The sequence below is a fragment of the Alkanindiges hydrocarboniclasticus genome (assembly GCF_001982605.1).
Classification (GTDB): Bacteria; Pseudomonadota; Gammaproteobacteria; order Pseudomonadales; family Moraxellaceae; genus Alkanindiges; species Alkanindiges hydrocarboniclasticus.
Map to the genome: position 1 here is coordinate 123,660 of NZ_MLCN01000013.1, position 17,379 is coordinate 141,038.

The following is a 17,379-nucleotide window of genomic DNA, read 5'->3' on the forward strand; positions in this document are numbered from 1 at the left end:
CGTGTAATCAGTAGATTAAAAAATTAAAGCCGGCCTACTGGACGGCGTGCTTTAATTTTGTCATGTTAAGCCATCTTTCTACAGGGCAGCCTGCTTATGCTGCAAACCGTTAAGAACATGGATGTTCGACGCTATGTGCTGGTGGCAGCAATAGTCGCCTTGATTCCCTTTGCACTGCTCAAGGCGTTCTGGCCAGTGGCTGGTCCATCTCACAGACAAGCTGTGCCTCCTGTCACTGTAGAGCCTCTGGACAGCGCCACTGCATCAAAGGTCATCCCCAGCAATTCCAATGGCGCACCGCCCGCATCTGCCTTGCCAAATTCTTTTGAAGACATACTGGCGTATTTAAACCAGCACAAAGCACTGGCCAAAATGACTGATGCCAAAAACCTGAACCTGCCGGACATTGCCAAGCATGGCTATAACCAGATTAGCTTTACCTATACCGACAGCCAGCTGGCAGCTTTCCAGTATGACAATGGCAATAACACGGCCAATTATGTGTCGCGTCATTTTCAGGATATTGTTTGCACTAGCTATCCTCAGGAAATCCGTCAGGTTTTTGTGCAAAAATACATTTCATTCCGGCTGATCCTGCAAAACCGCAATCAGTTTGTGGTGCTGTCCGAAGCCTTTAATCCGCAGCATTGTCCGGCCACACAGGAGCAGAAGTAGGTCATGTCCCTTGAAGATTCTGCATTGGTCAGTGCTGCAAATGCCCGTGCTCAACATCAGCTGGCTATGCTTCAGTATGTGGGCAGCGGCCAGAAACTGGCGATTTATAGCATTCTGCTTCAGCTTGTACTTTTACTAGCCAGAGCGGGCTTGCCTGTACCGCAGAATGTAGTGCTGTATTTATACTGCTTTGCCTTTGTGCTGGCTATTTTTGCGATTTTTTTAATGGCACGCGGTTTGCGTTTTAACAGCCTCACCACCTTTGTTAGTGTACTTGCCCAGTTTATCCCTCTATTCAACTTGCTGATTTTGCTTTATTTAATTATAAAATCTGCACGTGTGCTGCGGCTGGCCGGCTATCAGATTGGGTTACTGGGCGTTAAATCCACGCCGGCTAAACCTTAGGGCCAAGGTTCCAAACTTACTCCCTGTACGGTTAAATTTATCCTGCAACAAACAGCACTGGCTGTCACACTATTTATTTTCTTTCCAGCCAATGATCAATACTCAAGCGACCTGCGCCCAGCAGCATCAGGGCCAAAAATCCACCCGCCAGTCCAATGTTTTTCATAAAATGGATGCCGTTATTGTATTGCTGGGTGGCATCACTCCCTCCCACATGAAACAGTAAGGCGGTGAGTACACTAAATACCGCCAGACCCAGTGCGGCCACGCGTGTCTGAAAACCCAGTAAAATGGCAAGGCCACCGCCCAATTCAGCAACAATCACCAGCGGCAACAGGCTGCCATCCACCTGCATGGCCTGCATATAGGCCACAGTGCCGGCGTAATCGCTAAGCTTGCTCCAGCCAGAGCTCACAAAAATGGCCGCCAGTGCAATCCGGGCCAGTAGTTGAATAATGGCTGCCAGTGCAGGTTGATGAATAATATTGCCCAGCAGGATATTGGGATTAAACATGCGGTGCTCCAGTAATCGGTTTAATGTTCAGTTTTAGGGAATTTATGCTTGGTGCACACACTGTATAAAACTAAGCCCTGCCTTCCTACTGCAAAAACACCGACGATTCGTTCCATTAATGGGATGATGTAAGCCTTTTAAATATTTTTAGCTATTTACTGATTTTTCTCACTCAGGTATTTCCAGTAGCGCCGCGGCACTTGCTGAATATGTAGCTTCATATTGCGTCGCTCAACAATATTGGTACTTTTAAAATAATCTTTCCACAGCTGGTCATACAGGGCTTCCTGTGCATCCAGCGTAATGCTGCTGGCAGTCAGTCTGGCCTGTTCAATCATGGATTTATTGCCTTCACTGGAGAGTTGCACCTCATGCAACTGATTTAAATCATAAAACAAACCATAGTGGCGCTTTTCATCATAAATCAGCCAGTGCTGGTCAGCGTAGCGGTTTTTAAAATGCGGGCTAATGAGTGGCAATACATTAAAATCCGGACTAATGACCGCAAAAAAAATACCCTCGGTGGTTTTTTTAAAACGTACAAACGCCTCCATACGGTGTTTTTCCCGACTGACACTTTTGGAAATTTGTGCCATAGCCAACACCGCGGGATGACCATAATTATTAGCCACAGCGTTAACATGATCAAATACATAACAAGCAAAATCAAATAGTTGCTGAAAGGCAGTTGCCTGCTCGGACAAGTAGCTAAAATAAAAGTGCCGGCTAAAACCACCACCAATTTTCTGGCGCAAGGCTGTCCATACCCGCTGGGCTTTGGCTTCATCACTGGTAATATTAATTTCTTCGGCCAGCCAGCTTGGTGCAAACAGTTCCGGCTGAAAGTGCTGTTCGGCATAGATCCGCACCTGCTTGTCCTTAAACTCATAGGCGCGAAACACACAGCACAGTAATCCGGCAAAGCTGCCATCAAAAATATAGCTAATCATGCTCAGGCTAAACACATACCTTAAAAGCCAAGCTGCAATTGCGGTGACAACGTGCTGGCATATTTGGAACTGGCCACCGCCAGAATGCTGCGCCGAATTTGCTCAGGTGTGGGATTACGTAGGCTCAATGGCGTATCAGCACAACGGATAAAATGCCGTGCCCGGTTATACGCCACGCCCATGCGCTGCAACTGGTCGCTGTGCAGTTTGCCAAAGCGCCGCGCCTGCACAATTTTGCGCGCTGACTTCACGCCAATGCCCGGTACACGCAGAATCATCTGGTAATCGGCTCGGTTAATGTCCAGTGGAAACAGTGCCGGATTGCGTAAGGCCCACGCCAGCTTGGGATCAATTTCCAGTTCAAGGTTTGGATGCTGCTCATTGACAATCTCCTCAACGCCAAAGCCATAAAAACGCAGCAGCCAGTCGGTCTGATACAGGCGGTTTTCCCGGATTAAGGGCGGTGGTGTACCTATGGCCGGCATGCGCTGGTCGTGGCTGATGGGAATATAGCCCGAGTAATACACGCGCCGAAGCTGAAAGTTTTTGTAGTATTGGTTGGCCAGATACAGCACATCTTTGTCGGTATCAGCGGTTGCACCCACCACCATTTGCGTGCTTTGGCCTGCGGGTACAAATTTGGGCGTACTGCGGATGGTTTTGCGTTCATCCTTAAACTTCACAATGGATTGATGCACGATTCCTAAATCATGCCTGACCTCGGCATGTGATTTTTCCGGAGCCAGCAGCTTAAGGCCAGCTTCGGTAGGCATTTCCAGATTAATACTCATGCGGTCGGCATACAGTCCGGCTTCCTGAATTAGAGCCTCACTGGCACCGGGAATGGTTTTTAAATGAATATAACCGTTATAATTTTCCTGCAAACGCAGTTTTTTGACCACTTGTAGCATGCGTTCCATAGTGTAATCGGCGTTTTTAAAAATACCCGAGCTTAAAAACAGCCCTTCAATATAGTTGCGGCGGTAAAAATTCATGGTGAGCTGCACCACTTCATCCACCGTAAATGAGGCGCGCTTAATGTCATTGCTACGGCGTGACACGCAATAGGCGCAGTCAAAAATGCACACGTTGGTAAACAGGATTTTCAGCAGCGACACACAGCGGCCATCTTCGGTATAGGTGTGGCAAATGCCGGAGCCGGTATCACCAATGCCTTTTTTAGTATTTTTACGGTTGCTGCCGCTGGATGAACAGGACACATCATATTTGGCAGCATCGGCCAGAATTTGCAGTTTTTCGCGGATGCGTTCAGACATGATGGGAGTTCTGGCTAGGCAATGATAATAATTTTTAGCTTAGCAAGATTTAAAGCAGGGTTTACAGGCTGGTAAAATTTAGCGCGACAGGCTGTGTCTGGGACAGGGTTGAAAAAACCGGACATTTTGCCGGCTTTTACACCTATCACTTATTACCCTATGACTTCTTACTCGCCGCCATAATCGGGCAACCCTTAAACTGCGCGGCCTGTGCAATGGCATCCTGTTCGCCCAGTACGCGCGCCAGCTCAGAGTTTTGGGTGCGCTGTGACTGCCCGACATTGACTGACACACTGGGGCCAATGCCCCAGCCACCACCCCGGCCAAAAATGCCACCTACGCCCAGCCCAACTCCAACACCCGTAGTGCGTGGAGTGCTGACCCCACGCTGGATATATTGCGCAATGCGGCCATATTCGGCATGCAGTTGCGCACAGTTCAGCGCCTGATACTGGGTGGGTGACACATACATCGGCTTCACGCTCGAGGCACAACCGGCCATTACCAGCACACTGCCCGCCAGCACCGTCAAACCTGATATGCGGCCTTGTAACACCTGATGTAGTGAAAGCATGCTGGCAACTCCTTGGGTTAATTAAAAGTCATTTTACTTCAAACCGCTTAGCTTAAATTGCTAAAGCTTAGGTCTTGCTAATTTCATCAAACAGGTTCACATAAGCCTGCGTCAGCTTATGGTCGGCATTTAAATGAATCAGCGGCTGGTTTTTCTGGTGTGATTCCTTCATCACCACCGATGTCGGCAGCATGGTGTCAAACACTGGCAAGCCTTCATCCTTTAGCTCTTTTACCACCTGCTGCGGCAGCTTGGCCTGGCTCTGGAACTGGTTGACCACAATGCCTTCCACTTCCAGCGCCGGATTATGGTCACTGCGGGTTTCCACCACATTTTCCAGCAAGGTTTGCAGGGCACGACGTGAAAACACATCACAGTCAAATGGAATAATCACCTTGTCGGCAGCAATCAGTGCTGACAGGGTAAAAAAGTTAAAGGCAGGCGGCGTATCAATAAAGATTTCATCATACTGGCCAGCCAGCTCATTCAAGGCATCGCGCAGCTTAAAAATTTTGTGCTTGCTTTGCAGCGGATGTTCCAGCGCTCCCAAGTTGGGGCTGGAAGGAATGACAAACAGGTTGTCAAACGGGGTGCTGTGAATCACCGCATCCAGACCGCGTTCCTTGTTTTTCAGGATTGAACCCAGTGCCGAGCCAATCAGGCCCTTGCCTTGCGAGGCATTCAGCACTTCATCAAAAAAGGTTTCTATGTTGGGTTCCAGCACTGGATTATTCTGGCTATAAGTGGCTTTTTCACCCAGCAGGTACTGGCTGGAGTTACTTTGAGAATCCAGATCAATCACCAGTGTGCGCTTGCCACGGGCTGCACTGATGGCTGCCAGATTAACGGTAATACTGGATTTACCGACACCGCCTTTTTGATTAAATACCACACGACGCATTTGTTTTCCCCTTAAATTAAAGCTGGCCTGTTTGAGATTAGATTATTGGGCAGGCTGAGTGGTTGCCGACGGTCTAACCGCCATACTGCTGAGCTGGTTTTGCTGGCTCGTATTGGGCTGCTGAATGCCCTGCTGCTGGGTCTGGTTTGCTGAAAAATCCGGTTTCCAGATCACCAGTGTGAGCAACCCGGCAAAAGCAATACCCGCCACAAAAACACCGGCCTTACGCTGAGACAGGCTCATGTCCCGCTTGCCAAACGCCTTGATGGTGGCTGATAAAATCACCACAAATAAAATGATCTTGCCATAAAACCACGGCTGCACCACAAACTGGTTTTGATAGAGCAATACAATGCCGGTAATAATCAATACCGTAAAAGACAAATGCTGCATGGCGACCAGCACAATCCGCGTAACTTTTCCCGGCTGGTTTTGCGGGTCCCAGAACAGCATGACGGCACGAATCAAAAAGGCAATCAGTGCCAGACTGCCAAACGTCATGTGTATAATTTTTAAAATCAAATGTGAATCCACCCGGTATCCTCTTATTGATTGTATGGTGATCAATGATGTGACTATTTAGAAATTAAGGCTTGGGCTGGTGCGCGCAGTCCGGGCTATCGGGTGCAGCACCCGTCCATTCATCCGGTGCATAGGCATGAATGGCCAGCGCATGTATGCGACTGGGTGCAATCAGGTCACCCACCGCGCCATACACTTTCTGGTGCCGTTGTACCAGTCGCAGGCCATCAAACTGGCTGCTGACTACCACTACCTTAAAGTGTGATTCCTTGCCGGGATAATAGCCACCATGCCCGTGCGACTCATTTTCAATCAGCAGTTCCGTAGGAGATAAAGCCTGCAGGCGTTGCTCAAGTTCGGTTTGTAAGGTCATGGCTACCTCATCCTGTTAAAAATAAAGTTTGGCAAAAGTGAGTTGTGAATCTAGTCATGGCGTAAGTGACGTGGCCTAAAGCCAGTCAGTAGCAGAACAATGCCATACACCACCGCGCCCAGCGCACACAAGGCCAGCAGCTCGATAATGCGCAACCATTGCGACACATCGCCATTGTAAAATTGTATCGTCCATAACAGGGCAGCCACCATGACCACATTGGCAATGCCATACTGCAAAAAGATCTTTTTCCAGTGGCTACCAAACTGATAAACCTGTTGCTTGTGCAAATACCAGTACAGCAGGCCTGCATTGACAAACGCCGAACCCGTGGAGGAAATCGCCAAGGCAATATGGACTGCGTCCCATTGCATCATTTTAAAAGTCAGAATCAGTACTACGTTAAGCAGCATATTGGCAAACACCGAAATCAGGCCGATTTTAACTGGTGTCTTGGTATCCTGCCGCGCATAAAAGCCGGGTGCAAAAATCTTGATCAGCATAAAGGCCAGAATACCGCCTGCCATACCCCGCAACGCCCATGCGGTCATTTCCACATCGCGCGCACTAAATGCGCCATGTTGAAACAAGGCCTGAATCATTGGTTCGGCCAGCACAATCATGGCCAAGCTGGATGGAATGCCCACCAGCATGATGACCCGCGCTGCCCAGTCAATCATATTACGGAATTTTTCATGGTTCTTTTCGGCATGCTGGGCTGACAGCGACGGTAAAATTACGCTGGCAATGGCAATACCAATCAGGCCCAGCGGCAGTTCAGTCATACGCTCGGCAGTATACAGCCACGACACCGAACCATCCTGCATGAACGACGCCCAGATGGTATTAAGCAGCAGGTTAATTTGCGTCACCGACACACCAAACAGTGCCGGTAGCATCAAACGCAAAATGCGCTCTACGCCTTCATGCTTAAAGTCCACTTTGGGTGGCACCAGCAGCTTTTTGCGCCATAACTCCGGAATTTGCAGGGCCAGTTGCAGCATACCGGCCACCAGCACTGCCCAGCCCAGCACCATGATTTGCTGTTTGCCTTCAAAAAAATCAACAAACCACCAGGCCGCCGCAATCTGGGTAATATTTAATAGCACCGGTGCAAAGGCCGTGCTGGCAAATGAGCCATAACTGTTGAGGATACTGCTGGAAAAAGCGGTTAACGACATAAACAGCAAATACGGAAAGGTCAGCCGGAACAGTTCAACTGCAATGGCAAATTTTTCCGGATTATCATGAAAACCCGGTGCATACACATACATAATGGCCGGTGCCGCAAACAGCGCAATCAGCGTAAGTGGCGTTAAAATGGTTAGCAGCGTGCCAGACACACTACTGATCAGCAGTTGGACTTCGGCATGCGCACGCGTGGTTTTATATTCGGTTAGCACCGGAATAAACGCTTGCGAAAACGCCCCTTCAGCAAACAGGCGGCGGAAAAAATTGGGAATGCGAAAGGCCACCACAAAGGTGTCAAAAACTCCGCCCGCGCCAAATACATTAAGCAATACCATATCCCGGATCAGACCCAGAATACGTGACAACATGGTCATTGCACTAAAAATAAAAGTTGAGCGCCACAAAGCCATCTCCCCAAGCAAGTGCTGAATGAAAATGCGCTATTGTAGATGAATTTGGCAGCAGCCGTTGTAATATCGCTGCGCTTGCCGTGTTTTAATAGATGGGCTTTGTCACTGCATTATCCGGATGGCAACTGCACCACACCAATGGCATCTTCATGCAGGCTACCTAAAAACAGTTTGCCGCCATGTTCACGCACCCCGGTAATCATGTGATAGTCAGCGGGATTGATTTCAATGTTATGCAACAGCCTGCCATAACAGTTATAACCCAGCACCTGCGCATGCCGTTTGACCGGCATTTTAAGGCGGCCTACGCTATGGGCAAGACCGGTACGCACACCATACGGCAGTTTTTTAAGCCAGTTCAGGCGCCAGTCGGCAGCACTGGGAATAGCAACCCACAGAATGCCAGATGGGCCAGTGGACATATTGTCGGGTACGCCGGGTAAGGTACTAAACAGGCTGGCATGCTTTGACACAATGTTGACCTGCATGACCTGATTACTGCCGGTTTCTGCCACCAAAACCATGGATTCATCTGGCGACAGGGCCACCCCATTGGCAAAGGCCAGTTCAGACAGCAAAGTTTCCACATGGCCATCCGGGTGCAGGCAATGCAGTGCCCCGCTCATGGAATGCTGGATCAGGTCCATTTGCCACTGGTCTACCGCATGATGTTGCGATGAGGTGCTAAAAAAAATCCGGCCATCACGCGCAATCGTAGCATTGTTGCACAGCCGCACCCGCTTGCCATTAATGTGCTCAACCAGTACCCGTACTGCACCAGTCTGGATATTAACCCGTAATAACTGGCCCAGTTGTCCGTCACATACAATGAGATGGCTTTCATCCTGCACCTCAATACCCAGCGGACGCCCTTGCAGTGTTGTCACCAATTCACTGCCACCTGTTTGAGCATTCACCCTGATAATGCGGCCATCGGCAAGACCGGTCACCAGTTCACCACTGGGCAATATGGCAACATCTTCCGGAGCCAAACCGGGTACTGGCAATCGCTGGCATGCATAGTTCATATAATGGATTCCTTCTAGGCACCCGTAAGCACAACACCACTTTAAATCCTGAATCCAATTTAAGCCCTTGGTGTAGCTTACTCTTTGAACCTGTTGTATTTCTGGTTTTAAACTTTCAGGGTTTAATTTTCAGGCTTAGCTGCGGCTGCACCTGTTATTGGCCTGCATCGTTATGCACCTGCATAGTAATCAGCCAGTGCACGGCGAATCCGTTGCCAGTCCAGATAAGGTCCCGGATCAGTTTTGCGGCCCGGGGCAATATCCGAATGCCCAGCCAGATGCCGCCGGGTGTGCGGGTAAGCCTGCTGAATGCTCAGGATGGCTGCTATGACAGCCGTATATTGCGCCTCGGTAAATGGCTGGTCATCAGTGCCTTCCAGTTCAATCCCTACCGAATAATCATTGCATTCCGGCACGCCCAGATAACTGGAACGGCCCGCATGCCAGGCACGGTCATTAAACGACACAAACTGGATCATTTCACCGGTACGCAAAATCAGCAGATGCGCAGAAACTTTCAGTTCATGAATGGTCTGGAAATACGGGTGAGCATTGGCATCCAGCTTATTCTGAAAAAACTGCTCGATATAGCCCCCACCAAACTGGGCAGGCGGCAGGCTGATATTGTGCAGCACGATGAGTCGTACCGGGGTTTGTTCTGGTCGCGGGTTAACGTTGGGTGAGGCAATATGCCGCACTGGAATGACATGGTTACTGTCAGGACTGGTCTGTGGTAGCCAACCATCCGTATTTATCATCATTGGGGTTGCTGTAGCAAAGAAAGATGCGTCATGGTCAGCGCTAGTGTCCATTGATGCAATACCCCAATCATTAAAATAACAGTGAAAATGAAACGATAAAATGATTGCCAAATATTACTGGAACCATGCAGCACCCTGCATCAAGGACTGCATCCGGTATCAGGCGGTTAGCTGGTTAAGACCGCCCACCACGGATTGCAGGGCACGGTCAATAATTTGTGGCTGGTCATCAACCAGACGGGCACGACCCTGACTAAACTCAACAGCCAGATGCATTTGTGACATTTCAGCCACTTTAATGCCACGCCGGTTGGCAAAAATCAGTTTTTCCATACTGCGGATGCGCGCCACCAGCTTGTGGCGTTCCAGCTGGTCGGTGGCACTAAACTCAATCCATGCCCCAACCTTGAGATGCTTGACCATTTGCACATATTTGTCACTGGCTGGCAGGGTTTCGCCCTGATACAAATCCACCAGTTCCGACTTGGGCAACACCACACTTCTAACATTGCTGTCTGCACCAGAAACAGCCTGATCCACTGAAATCCGGTCTACCCCGTCAGCCCGAACGTCCTGATCTTCGGTCAGGATTTCAACCACCGGAGTTTCAAGTCCATCAATAGTTTCCTGATGCACGCGTTCAATTTCGCGCAGCAGGCTTTCAGACTTGATCGGATCAAAATTAACCGATACCAGTCCTTTTTTTAGACTATTGCTGAGCTTGGGCGCCACACTTTTCAAACGCTCCAGCCATGCGGCATCTTCCTTAACCGGCATCATCGACCAGATCAGCGCATCAACCACTTTCACTGCCTGCCGCCATGATTCGGCTTCCTTGCCATCTTTCAGGAAAGACAAATACAGCACATGACGCCAGCCTTCCTGTAACAGGCGGATCACTGCCATCGGCAAACGGCGTCCAGTCAGCTTCTGGTTGAGTACCAGTTGCACCTCACTACGCGCCAGTTCTGCCTTGGCACGGCGCTCCTCAGCCTCGCGGGTACGCTGGTCTATCAGCGCAATACGTACCTGCTGTTCTTCATAAAACTTGTTAAAATCTGCCAGCAACTGCACAAACAGGGCCATGTCGCTGCTAAAATCGGTAAGGATTTTAAAAACGGTTTCTTCAATTTTCTTGTACAGGATATCCGAAGCCTGCGCTTTTTCATCCCAGCCTACCCCGGCCTTGGCCAGACTGTTCAGCAACAGGCGAGCAGGATGTTTTTCAGTCTTGAAAAACTGGTCATCCAGCAAGGCCACCTTCAGCATGGGAATCTGCAAGCGGCCAATCAGCGCCTTCATGGCGGTGGGCAAGTCCTGATCATCCAGAATATAGTCAAACATGGCCGACACCAGATTGATAATATCGGTGTCTTTCTGGCCAATCATTTCTACCGTATCTTCATCATTTTGCAACTGGCCGCGTATATGTTCACGGACTTCAGCCACTGATGGAATATCGGCATTTACGGCTACTGGCGTAAGCGGCTGGATATCCTGCAACTTGCTTAGGCGGGTCATTAGCTCGGTGGTGGCAATCAGTTGTTCCTGTGCTAGCGGAAAAATATTCTGCGGCATCAGCGGCACACTGGCCACACTCTGGCTAATCTGGGCAAAGTGCGCAGCCTGTTGCACCAGACGCGCCGGGTCTACCACAATTCCGCCTGTGGTAGTGGTTTGCAATAGCGGGGAATTTGGATCGGTATTTAATTCGGTAACTTGCCCGCTGCTATTACTCCCCCCCTTGCCATCTGCCGAACCACCTCCGGCATTTTTCTGGTTCAGGTCGCGGATATCACGCAGCACATCCACCAGATCAGGTTCTTCTTCCTCAACAAAGCTGCTGTCTTCACTCACTCGGGCAGCCACTACTGGCACGGGCACTTCCGCCTGCTCCAGTGCATGACCCACCATGCTTACTACTTCACGCATGTCCAGCAGGGTTGAAAATTGCTTGAGCAACACCGTTTTTTGCAGGGTGCTCAGGTTATTGTCACCAAAGCACTCTGGCACCAGATGCAATAACACCTTGGGATGAAAAGGCAATTGATCAGCGTATTTGAGGGCTGGCAGTAGCGCGCTTAAACGATTAAAGGCATCGGTAATGACCTGATCCGCCTGATGCAGCAAACGGGTAGATACGGTTTCAATCACCACATTGAGTTCCAGCTCGTCAGAACCAACCAGCCCAATAGAATCCATTGAAAGCGCGGACACAGGCGTGCCCTGCTCCTGGGGCGGATGCGCCAGTTGCTGGAAATTCTGCCATTTTTCGTTGAACAAACCTGTAACCCGGGCATTGATGTCATCACGGCGATGGCGCAATAATACAATGATGTCCAGATAGGCCTGCTGCTGGCCATCAGGGATTCCTTCACACGCTGTCATCAGGTAGGAAGGCAGTTCATTAAGAAAAGACTGAAATTTGGTTTGAAAATATGCAAGCACTTGAGGGCGCAATATGTCACTAAAGCGCAGCAATATTGCAGATCCGCTCGGTATCTGATTTTGACTACTCATGGCCATACACACTAATACAGTTATCGATCCTTGAACGCTTACTATATACTTGTTTGGCAATTCTTGGCGAGTTTTTTAACAGTTGAATTATGTATAATCGATCACGATTTTACATGAATATTTGTTGTTTTATCTTAGTTTACTCAAAATTCTGGTTGGCGATATGATCTCTTCCGAGCTGCTTGCATGCGCGATTTCACATAATATTAATCAGGCCTTAAATGAAGATATCGGCACCGGTGATATTACCGCCTGCCTGATTCCCGAACATGAACAAGCGCGGGCTATCGTCATTACCCGTGAAGACATGGTACTGGCCGGTCAGCCGTGGGTAAACGCTTTATTTAAGCAACTTGATCCAACGGTTAAGCTTAACTGGCTGCACGCCGAAGGTAGCCATATTAAAGCCAATGATGCTTTTCTGGAGCTAGAAGGCAATGCGCGCAGCCTGCTGACTGGCGAGCGTCCGGCATTGAATTTTATCCAGACTTTATCTGCTGTGGCAACCAAGGTGGCTGAGTATGTGGTGCTGCTTGAAGGCCTGCATACCAAGTTGCTGGATACCCGCAAAACCCTGCCTGGCCTGCGGATTGCACAAAAATATGCCGTAGCCGTTGGTGGCGGGCAAAATCATCGCATTGGCCTGTTTGATGCGTTTTTAATTAAGGAAAACCACATTATGGCCGCTGGTGGTATTGTGCAGGCCGTGGCAGCCGCGCACCAGATTGCGCCCGGCAAGCCAGTGGAAGTGGAAGTGGAAACCTTTGAGGAATTGAATCAGGCACTCATGGCTGGCGCTGATATTGTAATGCTGGATAACTTTAGCAACCAGCAAATGACGGATGCCGTCAAACACGTGGCTGGCCGCTGCAAACTGGAAGCTTCAGGCAATATTGGCAAGCATAATCTGCGTGAAGTGGCGACCACTGGTGTGGATTATATTTCCATGGGTGCTTTAACCAAGGATGTTAAAGCCATTGATTTATCCATGCGTCTGGTAAAGTAAGTTTAATATAAGCATGCTGGGTGCAATGCCCAGCTTGTGTTTACGGGGTATTTTAGGCAAAAAATTTGTTGCCTATTTCTCGCCATTGATAAAATTGTTTGGTGCCTAGTGACAGCATTTTCCTGTCCTCAATGGTATCACCATAGACATAGACGTCTTCAAAATCAGAGAGATCATTGTTTCCAAGTATTCTGTATTTCTTGATGATGCCGCTATAGTCTTTAAACTTATAGAACCCTGTCAACACATCATTATTTTCTTCTGTTTCGCTGCAAATTAATTCTATGCCATGCAACGCATGCCATGCCTTTACTCAAGGCCGGCTTTGCGTAACAGCGCAGCATCAGCTCCCTGAAATCCAACTTTAAAGATTTTTGACCTGATCACTGAACCTGATAAAAGTCCCAGTTTGTATCCCAAGATATAAGGCAATAATACTAGCTTGCCCCATCTGAGTCGCTTGGGATCGACCACTGTATAAATAAACGGTGTAAATGTATCGCTCTGCGTGATAGTGCCATCAAAATCAAAAAATGCGATATTGGTAACTAGTTAGCCCTTTTATTATTTTCTAATTACTTAATCTTTAATCTGATTGGTCACTTCGAGATACCAAATAGTTTTACCCCAAGCATTATTGGAGATTTCAGGGAAAACCTCGCCTTGCTCAAAATAACGTTTTTCGGATTGATTGGCAGGACTCCACCAATGGCCTGAGTGTGGACAAATCTCTCCGCCAAAACCTTTTAGATTTTCAATCTGAAATGTTTCAGCAGAGCCACCTTCATCGGCAATTCTTTCCACAAGGATCCAAGTAGTTTCAAAATACATATTTTCTCCCGTCTCAGGATTCTGGCGAGTATATTCAGGAGCTACCGCATCTTCCACCTCTCTACTGGAAGCAATAAAAGCCAATCCTATATTATTTTCATTACAGACATAAATTCCAGTTTTAAATACTTTTTCTCCTGATTTAATCCTTATATCAGAATTAGCGCGATAAATTGGGTAAGACTCAGGTAATTTAATATTAATATTATGAAATAGTTCTAGATGTGGAAATTCTTTATCCAAAAAGCCTTTATCCCAATATGTAGGATAGGTATTGCCAATAATAAACGCATAATCTTCTGCTAACTCATGATATTTCCAGCATTGTTTTACTTTGTCATAAGGTAGATTATCCATCCAATGAGGGGAAAACTCTTTATAACCTTTGCTATCAGAATTAACATCACCCACGCAATCCAAATAAGTAAAATCACCTGCTTTTATTTTTGCATAACACTGATCTATATAGTCCATTGTTCTTCTAAAATTAGGTAATACAGTTCCACCCCATTGAATATCTGCCTGTTCTGGTAAGGGCAAATCTCTTAGGTTATAGGGCAGGTTATGCATGTAAATTTCAAATAACTCTTCTAAACTATCTAAAAATAGGCGATGGTTATTTCGCATGGTTTCAAAAAAAGTTAAGGAGCTAAATTGTTCTAATAAATATGCTTCTTTTGGGTTAATGCTATAATTCATTTTCTCACCTTTACTTATGCTCTAATCGTGGTGCTAAGGAAAAATTGCCCAACTGAGTTTTTAAAACTGGAATACCCACCACTGAAAAATCTCCAATCGTTGTATCTGTACCGTGTCCCCAACCTGTCAACTTACGTTTGCTTAATCCGGATGAAATTAAATTATTAGGATCTAGTACAATTTGGGTACCACCTCCTTCCAAATAAAACTCTCCACGCTCTTGTGAGGCTGCCGGTCCTTCCCATGCATAAAGCTTTTTTCCTCTAGGCACTGTATATTCCAGATACTCCCCATTGGCATTCCAACTTGACCAAACCGCAAATTTATCGCGCCATTCTTTACGACTTTTTAATTTTAAAAACTCGGACTTTCGCATCCAGCAAATACTGTTATCAAAACTACCTGGTGCCAAAACACGGACTAAGACTTCCCTCTCATGAAATACCTGAGCTTTAATAGTTCCTTTAGCAAAAGTTTTATATGCATCGGTTAATGGATGTGCACGTCCATTACTCAAGGCGAACTGTACCTTTCCTAAGCTAGGATGTAATGGTGTATTAGCTGTTTTGGGATCTACTGTTTCTTGCTCAAAAGGAAGTTTGCGATTTTTAACTTTCTTATGAACCCAATCAGGCTTTTGTTTACGAACAGCTTCTAACTCTTCATCATCAGAAACTCTTCTAAGTTGCGTCAAATTCCTCACGTTCGTCGTTGCTTTAAAAGCCTGATCACTTTCCCTATCTATTCTGATTGCCAGCTTTTCCAAAAAATCTTGTATTGGTTTTAAAAATGTACCCAGCTTTTGATTGGCTAGATTTCTTATCTCAACCACGTCTTTCAGCATGTTTTTTGCTTTAATCCCCACCCCGCGACTGGCATATTTATCTATAAAATTAACGGTTTCCTTAAGATAACCCAGTAATTTGTCAAAAACACTTAGCAACTCTTTTGTAGAAATAACTGCTTTTACTTCACGAATTTTAGTTGCAATGGATTTATAAATATTCGTAATGCCTTTACTTTTAATAGCTTTTTTAACAGCTGGACGGGCTAGAAATTTATTTAGCTCTGTAATTCCGCTTTCAATGGCGGGTTCAGCCATTTTATAAATATTGCCCCCTGTAAACTGAAGCGCTTTGGTAGCAGGCCGCAGCATAAAACGGCGCACAGGTGCCAAAATGACTTTAAAAATGCCTTTAAACAATGAACCCAAAACGGGAAATAAACCAATTAAGGTAAGGATTAAACCAACCCATACCCAAGGATTGTTCACATCCTCCTTAATTTTCATGCAATTGGCACAAAGATCCCGCACATCACAAATCTGATCCACAAAGGGAATCATTGAAATAACTGTCCCTGTGACGATTTGTGCAGTGCTTTGTTCCTCAGCAAAATCTCCCTGAATAACTACCCATAGCCATTCAGCAATATCTTCAAGGGTTTCCTGACCTTTTTGAATTGCTTTATTAACAGGTGCGGCAATAGAGGCCAATGCATTCAATAAGTCTTTTTTTGAGGGTAAAAAATCCGTCATTTTGTAATCACTTCATTATTCGTATTATTTTTCAAAATTACTCAGTTGAGCCAGTACAGAATCATAAGTATCCCAAGGCTCATCTTTTATTGTAGTATTTTCCTCATATTCTACTTTTATGGCTTCATCAGGCACATTTTCATGATAAGCCTTGCCTTGCTGATCAAGTTTGCCTTCTATGGTCTGATTATTTTCAAAAAATATTTTATAACTCAAATTGGCAAAAGACTGATTATCCGCATCTAAATGCTCCAGAGCAATCCAGTTTTTATTCTGAAACTTCGGTAGCACAGGTATGCTAATATCAGCCTTCTCACCACCCAAAAACTGATGTTGCCCAGCTTTGGCTTCAAATTTGCCACTGGTAATGACTTCAATACCTTGGGCACTGATTCTGATTTGTGAGCCGCCTGCACTAAATACCGGCGTAGCAATCTCAACACTACTCAAGGCTGACTGCTGATTCATCTTATTGGCCTTTGCTTTAATTATGATGCATTATTCAAATTAATTCGCATTCTAACCAAACTTTGAATTTTTACCAAATGACTTTTATTGTTGCAATCCAGCTTGAAGATAGTGTAGTGATTGCTGCCGACAATCGCATGACCATTGAAAACAACGCTAATGAAAGACGCCATGCTGATACATTACAAAAAATCCGTTTCTGGCAGCAAAGCATAATGACCGGGACGGGCGAAAGCCTTGTACTTGAACGAGTTTTTAAGTCTTTTCAACAAACTAATCATCCTGAGCAATTACCTGTATTATTGCGTGAAGCCTGTCATTTAAGGCAACTGGAAATTGGTGAGCATCCTCAACTTAAAAAAACCCGGCTGCTCTATTCTCAAACTACGAGTTCGGGTATCCGCTTAAAGACGGTAGGCAGGTTTGCAGAAGGTATTACGGCTAATACAGTAGACCCGATGACCATAGAATTATTCGTATTTAATGAAGATATCAATCCGATTTATCAGCAGTTGATTCAGTTGCAGCAAAACTTATGCAGTCCGCAGCAATGTGGCTCTATGAGCAAGTGGATTAATCATTATGTAATGCCGCTTACCATGATTTTCAATAAATTCAGTCAGGCAGACCCCACGGTTAGTGCCAGTTTTGATATTTATTTTCAAACCCCAACCCAGCAGTTCTTGCAACATATTGAAGCTGCTGTTTAAGCCAGCTTCAACGTGCTTTTAAACCAT

At 46.6% G+C, this 17,379-nt stretch carries 18 protein-coding genes and 1 pseudogene; 4 read left to right on the forward strand and 15 right to left on the reverse strand.

Annotated features, from left to right (window positions below; translation table 11 throughout):
- The first annotated feature begins 96 nt into the window (after positions 1 to 96).
- Together BKE30_RS05865 and BKE30_RS05870 are read left to right on the forward strand one after the other, a co-directional pair.
- Positions 97 to 675 carry a hypothetical protein gene (locus BKE30_RS05865; RefSeq protein ID WP_076877667.1) on the forward strand — a complete coding sequence of 193 codons (579 nt, stop codon included), beginning with the start codon at positions 97 to 99 and terminating at the stop codon, positions 673 to 675.
- A gap of 3 nt (positions 676 to 678) precedes the next feature.
- Complete coding sequence (locus BKE30_RS05870; RefSeq protein ID WP_076877668.1) at positions 679 to 1,080, forward strand: hypothetical protein; 402 nt, start codon at positions 679 to 681, stop codon at positions 1,078 to 1,080.
- A gap of 73 nt (positions 1,081 to 1,153) precedes the next feature.
- Here BKE30_RS05870 and BKE30_RS05875 read toward each other — a convergent pair whose 3' ends face one another.
- The 11 genes and pseudogenes from BKE30_RS05875 to BKE30_RS05925 form a co-directional block, all read right to left on the reverse strand.
- Positions 1,154 to 1,594, reverse strand: coding sequence for a DoxX family protein (locus BKE30_RS05875; protein WP_076877669.1), 441 nt, complete (start codon positions 1,592 to 1,594; stop codon positions 1,154 to 1,156).
- 155 nt (positions 1,595 to 1,749) lie between these two features.
- Positions 1,750 to 2,559, reverse strand: a complete 810-nt coding sequence (locus BKE30_RS05880) for a TIGR03915 family putative DNA repair protein (protein ID WP_198938045.1) — start codon at positions 2,557 to 2,559, stop codon at positions 1,750 to 1,752.
- 5 nt (positions 2,560 to 2,564) lie between these two features.
- A complete protein-coding gene (locus BKE30_RS05885) occupies positions 2,565 to 3,821 on the reverse strand; it encodes a putative DNA modification/repair radical SAM protein (protein ID WP_076877671.1) in 1,257 nt (418 codons plus the stop codon).
- Positions 3,822 to 3,978: 157 nt separating this feature from the next.
- Complete coding sequence (locus BKE30_RS05890; protein ID WP_076877672.1) at positions 3,979 to 4,395, reverse strand: hypothetical protein; 417 nt, start codon at positions 4,393 to 4,395, stop codon at positions 3,979 to 3,981.
- Between the two features lie 67 nt (positions 4,396 to 4,462).
- The gene (locus BKE30_RS05895) at positions 4,463 to 5,296 is read right to left on the reverse strand and encodes a ParA family protein (RefSeq protein WP_076877673.1); all 834 of its coding nucleotides are present in this window, start codon (positions 5,294 to 5,296) and stop codon (positions 4,463 to 4,465) included.
- Between the two features lie 150 nt (positions 5,297 to 5,446).
- Positions 5,447 to 5,830: pseudogene (locus BKE30_RS05900) on the reverse strand (SirB2 family protein); the annotation flags it as partial.
- A 52-nt stretch (positions 5,831 to 5,882) separates the two neighbouring features.
- Positions 5,883 to 6,191, reverse strand: coding sequence for a BolA family protein (locus tag BKE30_RS05905; protein ID WP_076877675.1), 309 nt, complete (start codon positions 6,189 to 6,191; stop codon positions 5,883 to 5,885).
- Positions 6,192 to 6,241: 50 nt separating this feature from the next.
- Positions 6,242 to 7,792: a murein biosynthesis integral membrane protein MurJ gene (gene murJ, locus BKE30_RS05910; RefSeq protein ID WP_076877676.1), complete on the reverse strand. Its 1,551-nt coding sequence runs from the start codon at positions 7,790 to 7,792 to the stop codon at positions 6,242 to 6,244.
- A gap of 110 nt (positions 7,793 to 7,902) precedes the next feature.
- Positions 7,903 to 8,820 carry an SMP-30/gluconolactonase/LRE family protein gene (locus tag BKE30_RS05915; RefSeq protein ID WP_076877677.1) on the reverse strand — a complete coding sequence of 306 codons (918 nt, stop codon included), beginning with the start codon at positions 8,818 to 8,820 and terminating at the stop codon, positions 7,903 to 7,905.
- Between the two features lie 170 nt (positions 8,821 to 8,990).
- Complete coding sequence (ampD, locus tag BKE30_RS05920; protein WP_227518352.1) at positions 8,991 to 9,581, reverse strand: 1,6-anhydro-N-acetylmuramyl-L-alanine amidase AmpD; 591 nt, start codon at positions 9,579 to 9,581, stop codon at positions 8,991 to 8,993.
- A 159-nt stretch (positions 9,582 to 9,740) separates the two neighbouring features.
- A complete protein-coding gene (locus tag BKE30_RS05925; protein ID WP_083698452.1) occupies positions 9,741 to 12,107 on the reverse strand; it encodes a DUF1631 family protein in 2,367 nt (788 codons plus the stop codon).
- Positions 12,108 to 12,264: 157 nt separating this feature from the next.
- Here BKE30_RS05925 and nadC point away from each other — a divergent pair, with 157 nt between their 5' ends.
- Complete coding sequence (gene nadC, locus BKE30_RS05930) at positions 12,265 to 13,107, forward strand: carboxylating nicotinate-nucleotide diphosphorylase (RefSeq protein ID WP_076877679.1); 843 nt, start codon at positions 12,265 to 12,267, stop codon at positions 13,105 to 13,107.
- A 309-nt stretch (positions 13,108 to 13,416) separates the two neighbouring features.
- Here nadC and BKE30_RS16590 read toward each other — a convergent pair whose 3' ends face one another.
- From BKE30_RS16590 to BKE30_RS05950, 4 genes are read right to left on the reverse strand one after another with little or no spacing between them, the layout of a single operon-like run.
- Positions 13,417 to 13,647, reverse strand: coding sequence for a haloacid dehalogenase-like hydrolase (locus BKE30_RS16590; protein ID WP_406564670.1), 231 nt, complete (start codon positions 13,645 to 13,647; stop codon positions 13,417 to 13,419).
- 39 nt (positions 13,648 to 13,686) lie between these two features.
- Entirely contained in the window at positions 13,687 to 14,637 is a 951-nt protein-coding gene (locus BKE30_RS05940) for a hypothetical protein (protein ID WP_076877680.1), read from the reverse strand.
- A gap of 10 nt (positions 14,638 to 14,647) precedes the next feature.
- Entirely contained in the window at positions 14,648 to 16,174 is a 1,527-nt protein-coding gene (locus BKE30_RS05945; protein WP_076877681.1) for a hypothetical protein, read from the reverse strand.
- A 24-nt stretch (positions 16,175 to 16,198) separates the two neighbouring features.
- Positions 16,199 to 16,642 (reverse strand): DUF2345 domain-containing protein, encoded by a 444-nt coding sequence (locus BKE30_RS05950; protein ID WP_076877682.1) that lies wholly within the window; start codon positions 16,640 to 16,642, stop codon positions 16,199 to 16,201.
- Between the two features lie 77 nt (positions 16,643 to 16,719).
- Here BKE30_RS05950 and BKE30_RS05955 point away from each other — a divergent pair, with 77 nt between their 5' ends.
- The gene (locus tag BKE30_RS05955; protein WP_076877683.1) at positions 16,720 to 17,352 is read left to right on the forward strand and encodes a hypothetical protein; all 633 of its coding nucleotides are present in this window, start codon (positions 16,720 to 16,722) and stop codon (positions 17,350 to 17,352) included.
- Positions 17,353 to 17,379 lie beyond the last annotated feature (27 nt).